Source organism: Nocardiopsis suaedae (assembly GCF_027706745.1).
GTDB lineage: Bacteria > Actinomycetota > Actinomycetes > Streptosporangiales > Streptosporangiaceae > Nocardiopsis_A > Nocardiopsis_A suaedae.
Window position 1 is genome coordinate 1 of record NZ_JAQFWP010000099.1, and the last position, 18,916, is coordinate 18,916.

Below are 18,916 nucleotides of genomic sequence, written 5' to 3' on the forward strand. Positions count from 1 at the left end.
ATCATCGAAACCCTCGCTGCCTACTGCACACGAATTAACGACTCAGGACACTAGCCGCTCGTGGCCGGCAATGTGAAGTCTGCAAAGTACGAGAGGCAATGGAAATGCGATGGGGAATCGGGAGAGGAGGGGTTTTTCGCCATTCGGATCCGAACATGGGGTGACGAGAGGCGTCCGGGGAATGCCGGCATACTCCGCGTGGGCCCGTCGCCGAGAGCGGGGAAGTCGACAAGTCCATCGAATGGGCACGCGGTACGGGCGCCCGGCGGCCGCGGATCATGCGGCGGGCGAGTGCTCGGCGCGGGCCCGCTTCAACGCGCGTGCCCACCAGGTCAGGTCGTCGAGCATCTCCTTGGCGGCGCCCTCCGTCCCCCGGTCGGTGGGGCGGCCGTCGTCGAACCGCTTCCAGAAGTCGCTGATCGCCACGGCGCTGCGCACCGTGTGGGCGTGGACCTCGTTGAACACGGTGCGCAGCTGTTCCACGGCCTGCAGGCCGCCGCCCATGCCGCCGTAGGAGACGAAGCCGACGGGCTTTCGGCTCCACTCGTCGAAGTACCAGTCGACGGCGGTCTTCAGGGAGGCGGGGTAGCCGCGGTTGTAGACGGGGGTGACGACGATGAAGGCGTCGGCGGCCTCCAGGCGCCGTCCCAGCGCGGTGACGGTCTCCGGCCGCTCGTCCACCAGGGTTTCCGGCAGCGCGGCCTCGGCGAGGTCGATCAGGTCGATGTCCATGTCGCCGTGCTCCCGGGCCAGCGAGGCGATCCAGTGGGCCGGGACCGGGCCGAAGCGCCCCTCGCGGGTGCTCCCGATGATCACGGCGGTGCGCAGGCGGTCGTTCTCGGTCATCTCGTCTCTCCTCCTCGGAATCTTCGGTCGGATCTCGGCCGGATGCGGGGCCGTACGGTGCCCGGGGCCTCAGGCGGCCGACCGGTCGGCGCCGGCGCCGGTCCTGTCTCCGGCGTCGTGGCGCGCCCCGGTGGTCAGGTAGCGGGCGATGACGAAGGCGACGGCGGCGACCACCACGGCCCCGACGGCGGTCGTCGCGGCGAAGCCGCCCATGAAGGCGGACTGCGCGGCCGCGAGCAGGTCCTGCGCCGCGCCGGAGGGCAGCGACTCGGCCGCCGCGACCGCCCCCGCGAGGCTGTCGCGTGCGGGGGCGGCGGCCTCCTCGGGCGTTCCGGCGGGCAGGGAACCGGCCATCAGCGGCCGGTACACGGCGGCGGCGAGGGCGCCCATCGCGGCCACGCCGAGGCTGACGCCCATCTCGCCGAAGGTCTCGTTGACGGCCGCCGCCGATCCGCTCCGGTCCTCCGGCGCGGCCGCCATCACCTCGGTCATCACCAGCACGCCCAGCGGGGTCATGCCGAGCGCGATGACCGCCGCGACCGTGCCGGTCCACAGCACGGGGGTGTCCGGCCCGAGGAAGGCGGCCAGGACCAGCCCGGTGGCGCCCACGGCCAGCCCGAGCAGCATGGTCGGCTTGGTGCCGAGCCGCCCGGCCAGGGCGGGCGAGGCGAGCGAGGCGGCCATGGAGGCCAGCGAGAAGGGGACCAGCCACGCCCCGGCCACCGACGGCGGCAGCCCCTTGACCAGCTGCAGGTACTGGATGAGCAGGAGCATCACGCCGCCCATGACCAGGTTGGCGGCGAGCAGGGAGCCCAGACCGGCGGAGAACACGCGCATCCGGAACAGCGACAGGTCCAGCAGCGGGGCGTCCATGCGCAGTTGGCGCCGGGCGAAGAGCCACCCGGACACCGCCGCGAGCGCGAGCGCGGCGAGGAGGAGGGGGCTCCACCCGTTCTCGGCGGCCTTCTTGAGCGCGTAGATGAAGGGCAGCAGCGCGCCCAGGGACAGCACCACGCTCAGCGGGTCGAGCCGCCCCGGGGAGGGCGAGCGGAACTCGGGGAGCAGGAAGGGGCCGGTGGCCAGGAGGAGCGCCATGACGGGGACGGCCATCAGGAAGACCGACCCCCACCAGAACGCCTCCAGCAGCAGGCCGCCGATGACCGGCCCGGCGGCCGCGCCGGCGGTGAAGCAGGCCATCCACAGCGCGAGTGCGGTGGCGCGCTGGCGGTCGTCGGTGAACATGCTCTTGAGCAGGGACATGGTCGAGGGCATGAGGGTGGCCCCCGCGATGCCCAGCAGGGCGCGGGCGGCGATGAGCGCCTCGGCGGTGGGCGCGTAGGCGGCGGCGGCCGAGGCCGCGGTGAAGGCCGCGGCGCCGATCATCAGGAGCCGCCGGCGGCCGATGCGGTCCCCGACGGTGCCCATGGTGATCAGCAGCCCCGCCAGCAGGAACCCGTAGATGTCCAGGATCCAGAGCTGCTGGGTGCCGGTGGCCCCCAGGTCGGCGGACAGGTGCGGAAGGGCGAGGTGGAGGGCGGTGACATCGACGGAGAGCAGGAAGACCGGCAGGGAGAGGACGGCCAGTCCCGCCCACTCCCTGACTCCGGCCCTGCCGGGCGCCGCGCGTTCGCTCATCGGGGGTCTCCTCGGACTCGTCGTGGTCGACGGTCAGGAGACTAGGAGTTCCAGTTAACTTGAAGTCAATGGAAGGGGAGTGCGCCGTCTACGCAGGTGGAGAACGTGGTGCGGCGTCGGGGGCCTGGCGCGCATTCGGCGGTCGGTCCCCTACCGCCGGTCAGCTCACCGGGCGGGGGTCGCGGCCCAGGAAGGCCAGCAGGCGGTCCTGCTCGCCCGCGCCGTCCGGGAGCTCCACCGCCGGGCCGCAGATGCCCGCCATCCGGACGGCGTCGCCCCAGTTGTGCGCGTCGGCCTGCACGCGGCGGACCTCGTCGGCCGGGAGCCTCTCGTCCTGGCCGCTGGCGCGGGCGATGTCCCAGGCGTGCACCAGCAGGTCCGTGCCGAGGAACTCGTCGACCGTCCGCTCCAGGCTGGTGCGCCCGAAGTAGCCGTCGTACTCCGTCCCGGCCCGCTCGGGGTCGTCCAGCAGCTCTTGCATGGCCGCGACCGCGTCGGCCCAGGCGCCCTTCGGGTCCTCCTTCGCGGTCCGGGGCAGGTCGATCGCGACCCCCGCGTAGGCGGGCATGTTCCGGTGGTTGTCGAGCATGTGGTCGAGGACGTCCCGGGCCGTCCACCCGTCACAGGGCGACGGCGCGTCCCAGCCGTCGGCGGGGACGGCCTCGACGCGGCGGGTGAACTCGGCTGCAAGGGCGCGGTAGCGCTCGGAGATCTCGCTCATGGGGACGAGTCTCGTGGACGGGTGGGCCGGGGCGCTTGTACGGATCGGACGCCCTCGCCTCGTCTCACCCGGCGTCCGGCATGTCCCCCACGCCGTCGGTGAGGTGCATCCCCAGCAGCGCGCTCGGCGGCACCCCGGCGAGGGCGCGGGAGTCGCGGTTGAGGTGGGACTGGTCGGTGTAGCCCGCCATCGCCGCGAGCACGGACAGGTCGGTGGTGGCGGCCGGGTGCCGTGCCATGCGGAGGAAGCGCTGGAGGCGCAGGATGCGGCGGAGCACCGCGGGGCCGTAGCCGAACGCCGCCACGCACCGGCGGTGGAGCTGCCGCTCGCTGAGCGCCGACTCCCGGGCCAGGTCGGCGACGGTGGTGTCCGGGGCGGCGGTGAGCGTCCGGGAGACCACGGCGGCGGTGGAGGCCGACCGGGACGCCGGCGCACCGAGGACGGGGCGGCCCTGGGCGCGGTCCCGCACCATCCCGTGGAGGAGGGCCAGGCGATCGCGGGGGCCGGGGGCCTCGTGCAGGCGCTCCAGCAGCACGCGCTGCTCCCGGCCGCCGAGGACGTCCTCCACGGCCACCCGCCTGTTCAGCGCTCCGGGCGTGTCCAGCCCGAGCACGGAGGCGGCGCGCCCCGGCCGCAGGCGCACGCCGACCGCCTCGACGCCGTCGGGCAGGGAGAACGACCATCCGGAGGTCTCGGGACCGCAGACCACGAGGCGCCCGGTGCTCAGCCACAGGACGTCCACGCACCCGTCGGGGACCAGCAGGCGCTCCGCACCCCCGGCCCACGCGGTCCAGGCGGTGGCCAGCTCCCCGGAGAGGTCCGGTTCGGCGGCCACCGGCGTGTACCAGGACATGCCCCCAGGTTAGGCATGGCCCTGGGCCGCGCGACCCGTGGTCATCCGTGCCCCAGCGTCTGGAGGAGCGTCGTCAGTTCGATCTCGACGGTGACGGGGCGGGGAAGGAGGATCTTCTCCCGGTAGACGCCGGCTCTTGGTCAGGGCGATCCGAGCCCTGCGATGCCGCCGGATGAGCGCAAGGGGCGCCCCCGGTCTCCCGGAAGCGCCCCTCTCGGCCGTGGTGGCCTACGACCCCTCCGGCCCCCCGAAGCGGTCGGCCGCCTTGGCGATGGCGGTCTCCACCGCGCCCACCTTGTCGGCCAGCAGGCCCACGGCCCCCACGGCCCGGCCGATCGGGTCGTCGCCGTCCCCGGCCAGCGTCCTGCCGCGGACGTAGGCCTCCTTCACCTCCCGCCAGCGCTCGGCCTGCTCCGGGGTCATCGTGCCGCGGATCTCGGCCAGCTTCAGCAGGTTCGACTCCGCCCCGGACGTCAAGGTCTGCGCCTCGCCCAGGTAGTGGTCGTCGATCGCCGCCTCCAGCTCGTCTTCGTTCATCGCCGGGACGATCTTCTCCGCCAGCCGGTTCATGTTCCGGTACGACCCCTGCAGGCGGAACGGCGGCTCGGTCCGCGACTCCTCCGCCTGGGCCGCCGAGGCGATGTAGGCCTGGTTGTTGGCCAGCACCACCTGCTGCACCCGCAGCAGCCGCCGCAGCACCCCCAGGATCTGGTCCAGCTCCACCCGCGAGTACGGGTGGCTCAGCCGGTCCGAGCGCACCGAGCCGTCGCCCTGGGCCATGCGCACCAGCAGCTCCACGTCGCCGCGGTCCCGCCCGGACAGCGGCGCCAGCACCGGGTTCGACGTCAGCGCGTTCTCGATGTAGCTGAGCGCGAAGACGTCCTCCTTCCCGGAGAGCACGTCGCCCAGGTTGTACACGTCGGCGCGGTTGGCCAGCATGTCCGGGATCCGGAACCTCTGCCCCTGCTCGGTGTAGGGGTTGCCCGCCATGCACACCGCGAAGCGCTTGCCCCGCAGGTCGTAGGTGCGGGTCCGCCCCTCCCAGACGCCCTCCATGCGGCGCTGCCCGTCGCACAGCGAGATGAACTTCTGCAGCAGCTCCGGGTCCGTGTGCTGGACGTCGTCCAGGTACAGCAGCACGTTGGAGCCCATCTCCAGGGCGAAGTTGATCTTCTCCACCTCCTGGCGGGAGGTGGCGTCCGGGGCCTCGGCCGGGTCCAGCGAGGTGACCGCGTGCCCCAGCGAGGGCCCGTTCACCTTCACGAACACCAGCCCCAGGCGGCTGGCCACGTACTCCATCAGCGTGGTCTTGCCGTACCCGGGCGGCGAGATGAGCAGCAGCAGCCCGCTCTGGTCGGTGCGGCGCCCGTCCCCGGCCGCCCCCAGCTGCTTGGCCAGGTTGTCCCCGATCAGCGGCAGGTAGGAGTCGTCCAGCAGCCGGTTGCGCACGAACCCGCTCATCACCTTGGGCACGTACTCCTCGAGCCGCAGCCGCCGCCGCTCGGCGTCGATCAGCTCGGTGCGGCGCCGCTGGTAGGCGCGGAACGCCGGGACGCGCTCGGCGCGGAACCGCCGGGTGCGCTCCAGGAACTCGTCCAGCCGCAGCTCAAGGCGGCGCCCGGAGATGCGCGGGTGGGTGCCGAGCAGCCCCTCCACGGAGGCCGACAGCTCCGCCGAGGAGTCGTGCCGGTCCACCAGGCCCCCGCACAGCTCCGCGGCGACCGCCTCCTCCAGGAAGCCGCCCAGCTCCTCCTCCCTGCCGGAGGACGCCACATGCGCCCCGACCCACGCCGACGCGAGCTGGCGCCGCTGGGCAGGCCCCTTGAGCGCCGCGAGGTCGGCCGCGTACTCCTTGTACGAGGAGGACGCGGCCCCGCCCAGCGCGTTGCGGAAGCCCTCCAAGAGCTCCCGAGCCCCGGCGCTGGTGCCGAACCCCGCCCGACCGGTGCCCAGCTCCTCGAACAGGTACTCGCCCGCGGCGTCCGCCGTGTCGGCCAGGTCGTCCAGGCCCGACTCGGCCAGGAACGCCCCGACCGCCCCGGACAGCTCCCCGCGCAGCTCCCCGATGGCGGGGGAGCCGCGCAAGCCGAACACCGTGCGCGCGCGGGCCAGCGACACGGCCCGGGTGCGCCAGGCCTCCCGCTCGCCCTCCGCGGCCCCGAACGCCCAGAACACCTGGGCGGCCGCGCGCGCACGGCCCGGGTAGCGCAGCAGCCCCGCCGCCGCCCGCAGCCGCAGCAGCTCCCGCAGGATCAGCAGCGCGTCGTGGTCGTGCACACCGCGCTCGTAGCCCTCGTCGTAGCGCTCTTCGGCGGCCTTGCGGACGATGTCGGCCAGCGCCGGCCCGCCCTTCTCGGCCGGCTCGCGCCGCGCCGCCTCGGACAGCTCCTCCACGGTGTACCCGCCGGTGCCCTCCTCGGCCTCGGACAGCAGCGACGCCGCCAGGTGCTCGGCCCGGTACACCGCGCCCGTCTCGCTGGGCAGGAGCTGGTCCCAGAAGTCGCGGGTGTCCTGGAAGGCCTCGTCCCGCACCGGGCGCCGGAAGTCGGTCCCGGTGACGGTCACCGCCATCTCGCCCTCGTGCGGCACCAGCGTCAGGTCGACCGGCTGGGTGTTGACCGCGAACCGGTGCCGCCCCAGGCGCAGCGTCTCCCCGCCGCCCTCGAACAGCTCCAGCCGGTCCTGCAGCGACCGCCCGGCCTCCTGGCGGGCCGCCTTGACCCGCCCCTCCAGCTCGTCGGCGCGCACCGCATCGCCCAGCGCGCGCAGCTCCTCGGAGGTGGAGCGGAGCTTGGCGACCATCGGGTCGGAGGCGAAGTAGGTGTTGACGTCCTCCACCGACTCCATGGACGCCACCCGGCGCCGCACCCCGGTGAGGATGCGCTCGGCCGACTCGGCCAGCCGGTCGGCCCGCCGGGCGCGCTCGTCCAGGAGGGCCTGCTTGCGCGCCGAGAACGCCTCGTAGACGTCCTCGCGCTTGGCCGCCAGGTCGCCCAGGAAGTCGTCGAACTCCGAGAAGCGCGACTCCAGGTTCTCCAGCTGCAGCATCAGCCGCCCGAGCTGCTCGTCGCACCGCTCGGGGGTGTCCGCCGCCGCCAGCGCGCCGGTGACCGACTGGCCCAGCAGCGCGAACTCCGCGGAGAACTCGGCCCGCCCCTCGGCCTCCAGCAGCTCCTTGCGGCGGGCGTCCAGGGCGGCGCGCGCCCGGTTCACCCCCGCCAGCACCTCGCCGACCCGCTCCAGGATGGAGGTGCGCACCTGCGCGTCCCCCACCTCCAGGGAGCCCACCACCTGGGTGAGCACCTCCAGGCCCTCGGTCTGGGCGGCCAGCCGGTCGGCGACCTCCCCGGCCTCGGCGGCGGCGCCGATCGCCTCGGCGTCGGCGGCCAGCCGGTCCACCTCGGCGTGGTAGCCGGTGAAAGCGCCCTCGCCCTGGAGGAAGGCGACGGTGCGCTCACCCGCCTGGTCCAGCTCCTCGCCGAGCCGCCCGTCGAGCGCGTCCAGCCGGTCGGCGTCGATATAGCGCATGTCCCGCAGCGCCGCCACCCGCCCCTGGGCGCGGCGGAGCTCGGCCAGGCGCCGCACCCACGCGTCGGCGGTGTCCCCGGTCTCCCCGCGGGAGCGGCGGACCAGGCCGAGCAGCTCGGTCTCGGCCTCCTGCAGCGCCTCGGCGGCCTGCCCGGTGAGCGCCTGGACGTTCTCGAACTCCTCCAGAACCTGCTCGGCGGTGGCGCGCACCCGCTCGGCTGCGCCGCCGGGGGCGCCCAGCTCCTCCTCGCCGAGCCAGTGGTAGTGGTCGCCCAGGCGGCGGCAGGCGGCGATGAGCGCCTCGAACACCGCGGCCGACGGGGACATCTCCTCGACCATGCGCACCACCGACAGGCAGTCGGAGATGCCGCGCACGAGGTCGGGGTTGCCGATCCGCTCCAGCGGGCCGGTCCCGGCCGGCTGGGCCGCCGCGTGCAGGTCGGACACGAACGGGGTGCGCCACACCTGCAGCGGGTGCACCCGCGTGGGCTCGTCCGAGCCGTTGCGGAACACCACCATGGTGCCGTCGTCGAAGAGCGAGTAGCCGTGGCAGGAGATCGGGTTGGCGACCTCCTTGCGGATGACGTTGTAGGGCAGGAGCAGGGTGCGGCCCTCCCGGCGGGCGTGGAACGCGTACAGCACGTCCTCGCCGTTGGGCGAGCGGATGGCCCGCTCGAACTCCAGGTCCTCCACCTCGGTGTCGAAGGTCTTGTGCGTCCCGGTGGCCAGGTAGTAGCCGCCGGGGAAGATGATGCCCTGGTCCTCGGGGAGGCGGCGGCAGGCCTGACCGATGCCGTCCAGCCGCAGCACCTCCTTGGTGCGGGTGTTGAACACCAGGTAGCGGTACTCGGACTCGTTGTAGGGCAGGATGCGCAGCAGGACCAGCGGCCCCACCTCGGCGTAGCGCACGTCGGCGTCGGCCAGGCTCTGCAGCGGCTCGTCCACCGGCTCGCTGTAGACGCCCTCGCCCACCTCGGTGTTGTTCTCCACCTTGATGGTCAGGTCGCCGCCGACGGTCTCCACGAACAGCTTGCCGCGGACGGCGATGTGCGGGTGGCGCCCCTGCACGTGGTCGTCGCGGGTGGTCTCGGTCCACGCGAAGTCGTGCGAGGGCGGGAAGACGTGGTCGCGCTCGCCGCGCGCGTCCCGGTAGGACACGTCCCCCTGGGGGGTGGTGTCCCAGCGCAGGACCCGCACGTCGTCGGTGCGCGGCCCGGTCTGGAAGACCGCCAGCAGCCGCCCCTCCACGTGGCGCAGCTGCATCAGGCGGGTCTCCCGGTAGTACCGGTACAGCTCGCCGAAGTCGCGCTCGAAGGCGGGGGCGTCCAGCAGGCCGGGCACCCCGCCGGGGCCGGCCTCGGTGAAGGACAGGCCCCCGTCCTCCGCGTCGCGCTCGAAGGCGTGCAGGCTGAACACGTCGCCGACGGCGGTCTCGGGCTTGAGCCCGATGAACACGTTGTAGCCGAACAGCATCTGCCCGCCGACCGACACGATGTCCCGCGGCACGCAGTTGTTCTCGGTGCGGATCCGCTCGGTCCCCAGCAGCCGCAGCTCACCGGAGCCGAACACCTCCAGGCGCCGCCCGTTCAGCTCCTCGGCGCGCCGCGCCAGCTCTTGGGCCTGCTCGGACAGGCGCGCCCGGAGGACCTCGTAGGTGCCCTGGTCGAGTCCGGCCGGGGCCGGCGCGCCCTCCTCGGGCGCGCCGGCGTCGTCGCGTTCCTCCGTCACCGGCTCACCGCTTCACCGGAGCGGCGCCGTTGTCCAGGGCGGCCGCGCTGTGCTCGGCCACGCCCATCTCGCGGGCGGTGTCCAGCAGCGAGCGCAGCTTGTCGGCGTCGGGCGCCCCGCCGTCGATGAGCTTCATCAGCAGCGCCGACACCGACAGGTTCTTCACGTCCTCGGTGCCGACCCGGGACAGCACGCCCGTCAGGTCCGAGGCGAAGTCCCGCTCGCCGTTGAGCCAGTCCCCGGCCAGGCTCTGGGCGACGTCGGAGCCGCCGACGAACCCGTCCACGGCCTTGCCCATGCCGACCGCGTTGACCATCCGGTCGAAGAACATGCCGTCGCCGCCGACGATGTTGATGTCGGCCTTCTCCAGGCCGGTCGCCAGCACCGTGGCCTGTGCCTCGGCGACCTGGCGGTGCACGTCGATCCCGGCCAGGCGGACCTCCTTCTCGGCGTCCAGCCGCAGGCGGTACTCCTCGTGCTCGCGGGTGGCCTGGTCCAGCGCGGCCATGGCGCCGGCCTTGTCGTTGAGGCCCTCGGCCTCGGCCTTGAGGTTGGCGGCGATCGCCTCGGCCTCGATCGCGGCCTTCTCCTTGGCCACGGCGTTCTCGGCGCGGCCGGTCTTCTCCAGGGCGGCGGCGTCCTGCTCGCGGACCTGCACGGCGGCCAGGCCCTCGGCGGCGGCCTCGGCCTGCTTGCCCTCGGCCAGCCGGATCTGGGAGCGGGCGTCCAGGTCGGCGGCCTGCTGCCGGGCCTCGGCCAGGGTGAGCTCCTCGGCGGCCCGGTGCTTGGCGGCCTCCTCGGCGGCCTCGGCGGCCTTGATGTCCTTGACCAGGTTCTCCTGGGCCTCGGCCTCGGCCTTGATGACGATGGCCTGGCGCTCGCGCTCGGCCTCCTCGACCGCGCGCAGCTTCTTGATCGACTCCTCCTGCTCGGCCACGGTCTTCTCCACCGCGACCCGCTCGCGGACGACGTCGGCGACCTCGCGGCGCTCGGCCTCGACCTCCTTGTCCTTGGCGATGGTGGACAGCTCGGTCTCCCGCTCGCGGCCGATGACCTCCAGCATCCGGTCCTTCTCGATGCGCTCGCTCTCCACGGCGATGACGCGCTCGCGGTTCTTCTCGGCGACCGCGATCTCCCGCTGCTGGTTCTCCCGCTGCACGCCGAGCTGCTCCTCGGTGCGGATCTCGGCGGCGCGGGACTTGAGCCGCTCCTCGGCCTGGACGCGCTGGGTCTCGGCCTCCTCGCGGGCCTGGATGGTGGCGATCTCGCGCTCGGCGCGGGCCCGGGCCTCGGCCTCCTGGCGCTCCAGCTCGGCCAGGGTCTCGGAGGTCTCGGTGTCGTTGCGCTTGATCTCCTTGTCGCGCTCGTTCTCCAGCTCGTTGGTGAGGCGGTGCTGGACGGCGGTGCGCTCGGTGATCTTGGTGATGCCCTCGGCGTCCAGGATGTTGTCCCGGTCGTGGGCCGTCAGCGGGGTCTGCTCCAGGTGCGCGATGGCCGCGTCCTCGAGCACGTACCCGTACAGGTCGTTGCCGATGACCTCGACGATGCGGTCGCGGAAGGCCTCGCGGTGGGTGTAGAGCTCCTCGAAGTCGAAGTGCTTGCCGACCGTCTTGAGGGCCTCCTCGAACTTGGCGTCGAAGAGGTCCTGCAGGTTCTCCTGGCTGCTGGCGTTCTCCACGCCGATGCTCTTGGCGATCCGCAGGATGTCGGACTTCTCCGGGTTCACGCGGATGAAGAACTTGATGCTGATGTCGGCCCGGATGTTGTCCTTGCAGACCAGGCCGTTGCGTCCGTTGCGCTCCAGGGAGATGGACTTCTGGGAGATGTCCATGACCTCGGCCTTGTGGACGACCGGGAGCACGACGGCGCCCGTGAGGGAGACGTCGTCGTGGCGGAACTTGTTGATGATCAGCGCCTCGCCCTGGCGCACCTTCTGGAACATCTTGAGCAGGATGAAGGGCACCAGGACGGCGATGAGCAGGAGGACGGCGATGAGGAGACCGCCGGCGAGGCCGATTGTTTCCATACGGGGAACTCTCTACGTGTTCGGGGCGGGCGGGTGCGGCGCCCGGGCGCCTGCGGGCGGGCGGTGGGCCCCTACGGGACGTTCACGGCCACTCTGACGGGGGCGCGACCGGGGCGGTTCCGCGCGGGGCCGGATCCGGCCAGGTCACACGCGCCCGCCCGGTAGGGGCGCCGCGCGGACGCCGCGCGGGTCAGGCGTCGCCGGGGTCCAGGGCGGGGTCGAAGCGCGAGACGCGGTAGAAGCCGCCGTCGGTGTCGTGGTCGAAGATGAGCGCGGTCTCCCCGGAGGAGAGGAGCTCCCCGCCGATGGTGCGCACCTGCACCGTCATGATGGAGCCGTCGTCGAAGACCACTTCGCCCTGGCCGAACCCGTCGTCGACCCGGCCGGTGCGCACCGTGCAGGTGCGCCCCACCAGGTCGCTCCCGGTGCGGACGCGGGCGGAGCCGGGCAGCAGGCGGCGCACGCCCACCGCGACGCCGCTCGTCACGCCCCAGGCGACCATCACGGCGATGACCAGGGCGAGCAGGGAGGCGATGACGACGACCGGCGTGGACAGGCCAAGGGAATCGATCACGACGTTTCCGACCAGCGCGGTGAACCAGGCGAAGGCGACCAGCAGCGACAGCGACACCGTGGCCGGCACCCCGCCGAGCCCGGCCGCGGTGAGCACGCCGGCCAGGCCGCCGGGGGAGCCCTCGCCGTCGGCGCCGCCGTCGAGGAGGCCGATGTCGAGCACGCCCAGCAGCGCGACCAGCCAGTAGGCGGCGACCACGAGCAGCGGGACGCTGAAGAGCACCGTGGGGAAGGCGAGCACCGCGTCGATGAAACCCATGTCGTGCCCGGCCGCTCCCTTCGGCGCCTGCGCGCGCCGGGGCCGCCCCGGGCGCGGTGTCCGGCGATCCTACCGGCAGCGGGTGCCCGAAAGCGCCGGTGAGGGGCGGGATGACCGGGTTCGGCCAGCTCGGAAGGGGTCCGCCAGCAGCGCGATGCCGTAACCCGCCAGCAGGGCGCACAGCACCGCCACCCCGGTTCCCGGCCAGCCGCCGGAGTAGGTCTCGCCCATGAACGCCACCCCCGCGACCGACGCCGCGACGGGGTTGGCCACCGTCGTCACCCCGAGCGGGGCGCCCAGCTCGGAGCCCTGGTAGGCGGCCTGGGCCAGCAGCAGCCCGGCCACGGCGAGCAGCACGGTGCCGCCCGCGGCCGGGTGCGCCAGGGCGGGGGCGGCCCCGCCGTCGGCGGCGAGGGCGATCACGGTCTTGGCGGTGGCCGAGGCGACCCCGAAGGCGGTCCCGGCGGCGGCCGCCAGCAGGTGGCTGCGCCAGACGGGGGAGGGGAGCCGCCCGGCCGTCCAGGCCAGCGCGCCCAGGAGCGCCGCCGTCCCGCCGACCAGCAGCGCGCCGGTCCCGGCGTCCATCGGCCGTCCCTCGCCGCCCGTCACGGCCACCGCCAGGAGCACCCCCAGCGCCAGCACGGTGAGCAGCGCCCCGCGCCATTCACGGGCGGTCACCCGGCGCCCGGACAGCCGGGCCGACCAGGGCAGGCCGAACACCAGCACCAGCACGCCCAGCGGCTGCACCGCGGTGAGCGGGGCGAAGGCGAGCGCGCCCACCTGGAGGACGGCGCGGCCCGCGTTCAGTACGGCCGACCCCCACCACAGGGGGTGGCGGGCCAGTGCGGCCAGCGAGCGCCCGGCGGTGAGGGGCTCCGGCACGGCGAGGGCCAGCCTGCGCTGGGCCACCGCGGCGGCCGTGTAGCAGGCGCAGGAGAGCACGCCGAGCCAGATCCCGAACCAGACACCGATCGTCATGGAACCGAGCCTTCCGGACATCGCTCGCGGGGGCGTCGTCTCTGGGGCGACATCCGGTGTACGCCCTGCGCCGTACGCGGCCCCGTCCCCGGCCCGGCCGCGGCCCCGCCGCGGCCTCTGCCCGCAGCAGATCTCCCCAGGGCAGAAACCGTGGCCCCCGCGGCCGGGCGCCCCGCAGGGTGGAGGCACCGGCGGCGCACAGGCGCCGCCGGACGGACGGAGACGAGGAGGAGGACGATGCTCACGAGCGAGGCGTCCGAGGCCGCCCCCGGCGGAGGGTTCGGCGACCAGGTGCTCACGGGGCTGCTGCACGGACGGATGGTGGTGCTGGGCGCGGAGATCGACGACGCGGTGGCCAACCGGGTGTGCTCGCAGCTCATGCTGCTGGCCTCGGAGGACCCCAAGCGCGACATCACGCTGCTGATCAACAGCCCCGGCGGCTCGATCACCGCGGGACTGGCGGTCTACGACACCATGCGGTTCATCCCCAACGACGTGGCGACCCTGGTCATGGGGTCGGCGTACAGCATGGCCCAGGCGCTGCTGTGCACCGGGACGGCGGGCAAGCGCTACAGCCTGCCGAACGCGCGGATCATGATGCACCAGCCGTCCGGGGGGATCGGCGGAACCGCCGCCGACATCGCCATCCAGGCGGAGAACCTGGCGCACACCAAGAAGACGATGCTGCGCATCCTGTCCGAGCACTCGGGGCAGCCGGAGGAGACCCTCGCCGAGGACCAGCGCCGCGACCGGTGGTTCACCGCGCAGGAGGCCAAGGACTACGGGTTCGTGGACCGCGTGGTGGAGAGCGTCGCGGAGCTCGGCGGTGAGACGGCCCGCCGGTTCGGCTTCCGGGTTCCCGCGGGCGTGGCGGCGAACGCGGCGAAGGGGAAGTGAGATGGCGCAGAGCTACACGATTCCGACGGTGGTCGAGCGCCGTCCGGAGGGCGAGCGGGCCTACGACGTGTTCAGCAGGCTCCTGTCGGAGCGGATCGTCTTCATCGGGACACCGCTCGACGACGGGGTGGCGAACGTGGTGATGGCGCAGTTGCTGCACTTGGACTATGAGAACCCGGACCGGGACATCCAGCTCTACATCAACTCGCCGGGCGGCGCGAACACGGCGCTGACGGCGATCTACGACACGATGAGCTTCGTCCGCGCCGACGTGGCGACCGTGTGCATGGGGCAGGCCGCCTCAGCGGCGGCGGTGCTGCTGGCGGCGGGCGCCCCGGGCAAGCGCGCGGCGCTGCCGCACTCGCGCGTCCTGCTGCACCAGCCCTCGGCCGAGGGGCAGGGGACGGCGGCCGACCTGGAGATCCAGGCGGCGGAGGTGCTGCGGATCAGGGCGCAGGTGGAGGAGATCCTGTCCCGGCACACGGGGCAGACGACCGAGCGGCTACGGGAGGACACCGACCGGGACAAGATCTTCACGGCCCAGGAGGCGCTGGAGTACGGGCTCGTCGACGGCCTGGTCTCGGCGCGGGACCTGGCGGCGCGGACGGCCTGAGCGGGCGGCGCGGCGCCGGGCCGCCCGCCCCTCTGATCCGTCAGGCGGCGAGCATGACGGCCCGGTGCCCGCCTGCTGGGCCGCCCAGGGAGGCGTTCGGCCCCTGCACGGGGACGACGGCCGGGGCGGCCAGCTCCATGTGCATGCCGCCGACGAGGTCGACCAGGCGCAGGCCCAGCGCCTGCCGGATGGCGGCGAGGACCTCGGAGGAGGGCTCCTTGCGCCCGCGCTCGACCTCGGAGAGGTAGGGCAGCGAGACCTGGGCGGCCTCGGCCACCTCGCGCAGGGTGCGGCCCTGCTCCTGGCGGACGCGGCGCAGCATGGCGCCGATCAGGTCGCGCATCAGCGGCTCGTCGTCGGGGACGGGGGCGGGCGCGGATACGGGTGCGGGGGCGGATACGGGTGCGGGGGCGAAGCCGGGTCCGCCGGGGCGGTCGGGATCGGGGTGCGGGGCGGATTCGGGCACGGCTGCCTCCCCAGGGTCGTCGCGGTCCGTCGCGGGCGCCGAGTCGCGGGCGTCGCCGCCTTCCGAACATAGTGCGCCCGGCGCGGCCCCCGCCATGGCCGCCGGGGCGGTTCCGCGCCGGGCGTAACGCACGGGGGCCGCGGACCCGGTACCCGTCCACGGCCCCCGCACCCTTGCGGTCACCCCTGAGGGGGGAGGGGAGGCGCCCGGTCAGAGGGAGGTGGCCCGGACGCCTCGCCCGATCCTGTCGCAAATGATTGTCATTTTCAAGGGTCGTTCGCTGGTTCCGTATGGACCGGGTGTACCATTGGGTCATGAGTGAGATGCCAGTAGAGTCCATCCGCCAGGTCCGGGACCACTTGGCGGACGTCGTCGACCGGGCGGACCGGGAAGACGAGCCGACGGTGATCACCCGCCGCGGCAAGGAGGTCGCCGCCGTCGTCCCGATCGAACTGCTCCGGCGCTATCAGCAGTTCGAGGAGCAGGAGATCATCCGAATCGTCCGTGAGCGCATGGACGGCTCCGAGCCGGGGATTCCTCTGGAGCAGGTCATGGCCGAGACGCTGGCGCGACCGGAATGAGCGGGTACCGGACGCTCCTCAGGCCGCAGGCGCGGGAAGAACTCCGCAAGCTTTCGAAGAATGTTGCGATGAAGATCCTTCGGAAGCTTGCAGAGCTGGAGGAGGATCCGATGGCGTTCGGGACCACGGCTCTGGTCGGGAGTCCTGAGCTTCGCCGTCTGCGGGTCGGGGACTACCGCGTTATTTACACGGTGGAGAACGGGCGCTTGATCGTCTGGGTGGTCCGCGTCGGGCACCGTTCGGAGATCTACGACTGACCGCCTGCCGATTCGGGCCCGGTCGTCGAGGAAACGGGGGAATGGGCGGCCTGGCATCGGGTGTCCGGAACCGGGTGGGCAAAGCGGGCAAGGCTCCATGAACCCGGGCGGTCTGCGCCCGATCCGCGCCGAGGGCGGGACGTCCGGGGTGCCCCGGATCTAGTCTGCCTGCGAAGTGGTGCGCGCCCCGGCTCACGGTCGACGAGAGAGGCCCCCTGTCATGGACGCCTTCGAGCTGCCCGCCTTCTACCTCCCGTATCCGGCCCGCATCAACCCGGGGCTGGAGGCCGCGCGCGAGCACAACGCCGCGTGGGTCCGGCGCACCGGGCTCGTCGGCCCCGGCTCCGCGGGGCCGGACGGCGGCATCTGGGACGAGGCCGCACTGGCCGCGATGGACGTCCCGCTGCTGGCCGCCTACGCCCACCCCGACTGCGACCCGCGCACCCTCGCGCTGATGACCGACTGGTACACGTGGGCGTTCTTCCACCGGGACGAGTCCCGCGCGCGCTTCCGCGGTCCGAAGGACCGCCCCGACGCGCGCGCCCGCATCGCGCTCCTGGAGGAGGTCCTGGAGGGCAGAGACCCGGACGCCCCGGAGCCCGTCGCCGACGACGACGCCGACGGGCCCTCCGAGGGAGAGGCGGCGCCCCCGCCCCCGCCCCCGTCCGCCGTCGCCCTGGCCGACCTGTGGGAGCGCACCGCGCCCGCCCTGCCCGAGAGCCTGTACGACCGGTTCACTACCGACCTGCGCGGCGTCATCGCCGACCCGCTGCGCGAGCTCGACCAGCGCGGGCGCGAGCGCGCCCCCAACCCCGTCGAGCACCTGCAGGACCGGCGGGCCGGGGGCGGGGGACTGTTCTGCGCCGACCTGGCCGAGTTCGCCGCCGGCGCCCCGGTCGGCGACGCGGCGCACGGCCGCGCGGTGCGCGTCCTGCGCGAGGCCTTCGCCGACGCGGTGCACCTGCGCAACGACCTGTTCTCGGCCCGCGCCGACGCCGCCGACGGGCGCCGGGACAACGCCGTTCAGGTGTACGGGGCCTTCCTCGGCTGCCCGGACCAGGAGGCCGCCGAGCTCGTCAACGACCTGCTCACCTCCCGGATGGTGCAGTTCGAGGACACGGCCGTGGGCGAGCTGGCCGAGGGGCTGGCGGCGGCGGGCGGCCTGCCGGGGGAGGCGGCCGCCGCGGCGGCGCTGGCCAAGGCGCTGCAGGACTGGCAGGCCGGCGGGCACGAGTGGCACGCGGCCACCGGCAGGTACGCGGCGGAGCGCGCCCCGCGCCCGCCCGCGGCGGCCTCGGGGCCGACCGGCCTGGGGGCGTCGTCGGCCCGGGTGCCCGCGATGAACCTGAACTTCGCCCCGGGGCTGAGCCGCCGGGCGCGCAAGCACTCCCAGGAGCTGTTCCGGGAGACGGGGCACCTGCCGCTGCCGGACATCCCGATCCACTACCCGGTCCGGATGAGCCCGCACCTGGACGCCGCGCGCGAGCACTCGCTGGAGTGGGTGCGCTCCATGGGCATGCTCGACGAGGTGCCCGGGGTGGGCGCGGTGGTGTGGAGCGAGGAGAAGTTCACCGGGTACGACCTGGCCCTGTGCGCCGCCGCCATCCACGCCGACTCCTCGCTGGAGAAGCTGGAGGTGTCCACGGACTGGCTGTGCTGGGGGACCTACGGCGACGACTACTACCCGCTGGTGTACGGCGGCCGCCGGGACGTGGCGGCGGGGCGGCTGTCGCACGAGCGGCTGGGCGCCTTCATGCCGCTGGACCTGGGGCTGGTCCCGCAGCCCCTGGACCCGATGGAGCGGGGGCTGGAGGAGCTGTGGCGCCGGACGGCGGCGCCGCTGCCGATGGCGGCGCGCGAGGCGTTCCGCACGGCGGTGCGGGAGATGACGGCGAGCTGGGTGTGGGAGCTGGACAACCAGGCGGCCAACCGGGTGCCGGACCCGGTGGACTACCTGGAGATGCGGCGGCGCACCTTCGGCTCGGACATGACGATGGCCCTGGCCCGCATGGAGGGGGCGGGCGACGTCCCGGCGGAGGTGTTCGCCACCCGGACGGTGCGGGAGCTGGAGACGTCGGCCCAGGACGTGGCGTGCATCCTGAACGACCTGTTCTCGTACCAGAAGGAGATCGAGCGCGAGGGCGAGGTCCACAACATGGTGCTGGTGGTGGAGAACTTCCTCGGCACCGACCGGATCACCGCCCGCGACGTGGTGGGGGACCTGCTGCGGGTGCGGCTGGACCAGTTCGACCGCATCGACCGGGAGGCCCTGCCGCAGCTGTTCGACGACATGGACCTGGACGAGCGGGCCCAGAACGCGCTGCGGCGGTACGCGGAGCTGATGAAGGACTGGCTGTCGGGGATCCTGAACTGGCACCGCGACGTGGTGCGGTACCGCAAGCAGGACTTGGACGGTGAACCGGCCCCGAGGAGGGCGGCCACGGACCTGGCGTCCCGCGCGGCGTCCAGGATCCCGTCGGGCCCACCGGTGCCGGGCATCCCGAGGTAACAGCGAGAGCGGCGGCCCTTGCGGTAGCGCTGTCGGCCGCCGGGTGTGTGCGTGGTCGTGGTGGGCGTAGGCGTGGGCGGCGACGGCGTGAGCGGGGCGGTTCCCCGGCCCTGCCTGCCGGGCGGCCGGGTTCCTCGCGGTGCAGGTGGGGTGGGCGGCTCGGGGGGTTCCCCGCTGACGGGCCCTGGCCGGGCGGCGGGTTGGCGGGGTGTGAGGTGGTTGGCGGCGACGACGAGCGAAGGTCGGCGGCCATTGCGGTGGCGTTGTCGGCCGTGCGGCGTGTGCGTGGTCACCGTGTTTGGCGGCGACGGCGGAAGCGGGGCGGTTCCCGGGCTTGCTTGCCGGGTGGCGGGTTCCTCGCGGTGCAGGTGGGGTGGGCGGCTCGGGGGGTCCCCGCTCCGGACGCTGGCCGGGCGGCAGGCCGCCGGGGGTGTGGGGTGGATGGC

General features: G+C 73.7%; 14 protein-coding genes. 5 read left to right on the forward strand and 9 right to left on the reverse strand.

Features of this window, described 5'->3' with window-relative positions; translation table 11 throughout:
* Positions 1–276 precede the first annotated feature (276 nt).
* The 8 genes from O4U47_RS29610 to O4U47_RS29645 form a co-directional block, all read right to left on the reverse strand.
* Positions 277–846 carry an NADPH-dependent FMN reductase gene (locus O4U47_RS29610; protein ID WP_270681288.1) on the reverse strand — a complete coding sequence of 190 codons (570 nt, stop codon included), beginning with the start codon at positions 844–846 and terminating at the stop codon, positions 277–279.
* Positions 847–915: 69 nt separating this feature from the next.
* Entirely contained in the window at positions 916–2,481 is a 1,566-nt protein-coding gene (locus O4U47_RS29615; RefSeq protein WP_270681289.1) for an MFS transporter, read from the reverse strand.
* 160 nt (positions 2,482–2,641) lie between these two features.
* Positions 2,642–3,202 carry a TIGR03086 family metal-binding protein gene (locus tag O4U47_RS29620; RefSeq protein WP_270681290.1) on the reverse strand — a complete coding sequence of 187 codons (561 nt, stop codon included), beginning with the start codon at positions 3,200–3,202 and terminating at the stop codon, positions 2,642–2,644.
* 64 nt (positions 3,203–3,266) lie between these two features.
* Positions 3,267–4,055: a helix-turn-helix domain-containing protein gene (locus O4U47_RS29625; protein ID WP_270681291.1), complete on the reverse strand. Its 789-nt coding sequence runs from the start codon at positions 4,053–4,055 to the stop codon at positions 3,267–3,269.
* 228 nt (positions 4,056–4,283) lie between these two features.
* The gene (locus tag O4U47_RS29630) at positions 4,284–9,311 is read right to left on the reverse strand and encodes a DNA repair ATPase (protein ID WP_270681292.1); all 5,028 of its coding nucleotides are present in this window, start codon (positions 9,309–9,311) and stop codon (positions 4,284–4,286) included.
* 4 nt (positions 9,312–9,315) lie between these two features.
* Positions 9,316–11,337: a flotillin family protein gene (locus O4U47_RS29635; protein WP_270681293.1), complete on the reverse strand. Its 2,022-nt coding sequence runs from the start codon at positions 11,335–11,337 to the stop codon at positions 9,316–9,318.
* A 190-nt stretch (positions 11,338–11,527) separates the two neighbouring features.
* Positions 11,528–12,169, reverse strand: a complete 642-nt coding sequence (locus O4U47_RS29640; RefSeq protein ID WP_270681294.1) for a DUF1449 domain-containing protein — start codon at positions 12,167–12,169, stop codon at positions 11,528–11,530.
* A gap of 69 nt (positions 12,170–12,238) precedes the next feature.
* Positions 12,239–13,147 carry a DMT family transporter gene (locus O4U47_RS29645; protein WP_270681295.1) on the reverse strand — a complete coding sequence of 303 codons (909 nt, stop codon included), beginning with the start codon at positions 13,145–13,147 and terminating at the stop codon, positions 12,239–12,241.
* A 237-nt stretch (positions 13,148–13,384) separates the two neighbouring features.
* Here O4U47_RS29645 and O4U47_RS29650 point away from each other — a divergent pair, with 237 nt between their 5' ends.
* Both O4U47_RS29650 and O4U47_RS29655 read left to right on the forward strand, forming a co-directional pair.
* Positions 13,385–14,044 carry a ClpP family protease gene (locus O4U47_RS29650; RefSeq protein ID WP_270681296.1) on the forward strand — a complete coding sequence of 220 codons (660 nt, stop codon included), beginning with the start codon at positions 13,385–13,387 and terminating at the stop codon, positions 14,042–14,044.
* A 1-nt stretch (position 14,045) separates the two neighbouring features.
* A complete protein-coding gene (locus O4U47_RS29655; protein WP_270681297.1) occupies positions 14,046–14,657 on the forward strand; it encodes a ClpP family protease in 612 nt (203 codons plus the stop codon).
* A 40-nt stretch (positions 14,658–14,697) separates the two neighbouring features.
* Here the strand turns inward: O4U47_RS29655 and O4U47_RS29660 are convergent, their stop codons facing one another.
* Positions 14,698–15,000, reverse strand: coding sequence for a helix-turn-helix domain-containing protein (locus O4U47_RS29660; RefSeq protein ID WP_270681301.1), 303 nt, complete (start codon positions 14,998–15,000; stop codon positions 14,698–14,700).
* Between the two features lie 437 nt (positions 15,001–15,437).
* On the opposite strand from O4U47_RS29660, the gene O4U47_RS29665 reads away from it, so the two are divergent.
* The 3 genes from O4U47_RS29665 (at position 15,438) to O4U47_RS29675 (ending at position 18,470) form a co-directional block, all read left to right on the forward strand.
* Positions 15,438–15,704 (forward strand): type II toxin-antitoxin system Phd/YefM family antitoxin, encoded by a 267-nt coding sequence (locus O4U47_RS29665; RefSeq protein ID WP_270681298.1) that lies wholly within the window; start codon positions 15,438–15,440, stop codon positions 15,702–15,704.
* Entirely contained in the window at positions 15,701–15,961 is a 261-nt protein-coding gene (locus O4U47_RS29670; RefSeq protein WP_270681299.1) for a type II toxin-antitoxin system RelE family toxin, read from the forward strand. Before O4U47_RS29665 ends, O4U47_RS29670 begins: the two co-directional genes overlap by 4 nt.
* Before the next feature lie 220 nt (positions 15,962–16,181).
* Positions 16,182–18,470 (forward strand): terpene synthase family protein, encoded by a 2,289-nt coding sequence (locus tag O4U47_RS29675; RefSeq protein WP_270681300.1) that lies wholly within the window; start codon positions 16,182–16,184, stop codon positions 18,468–18,470.
* Positions 18,471–18,916: the final 446 nt, after the last annotated feature.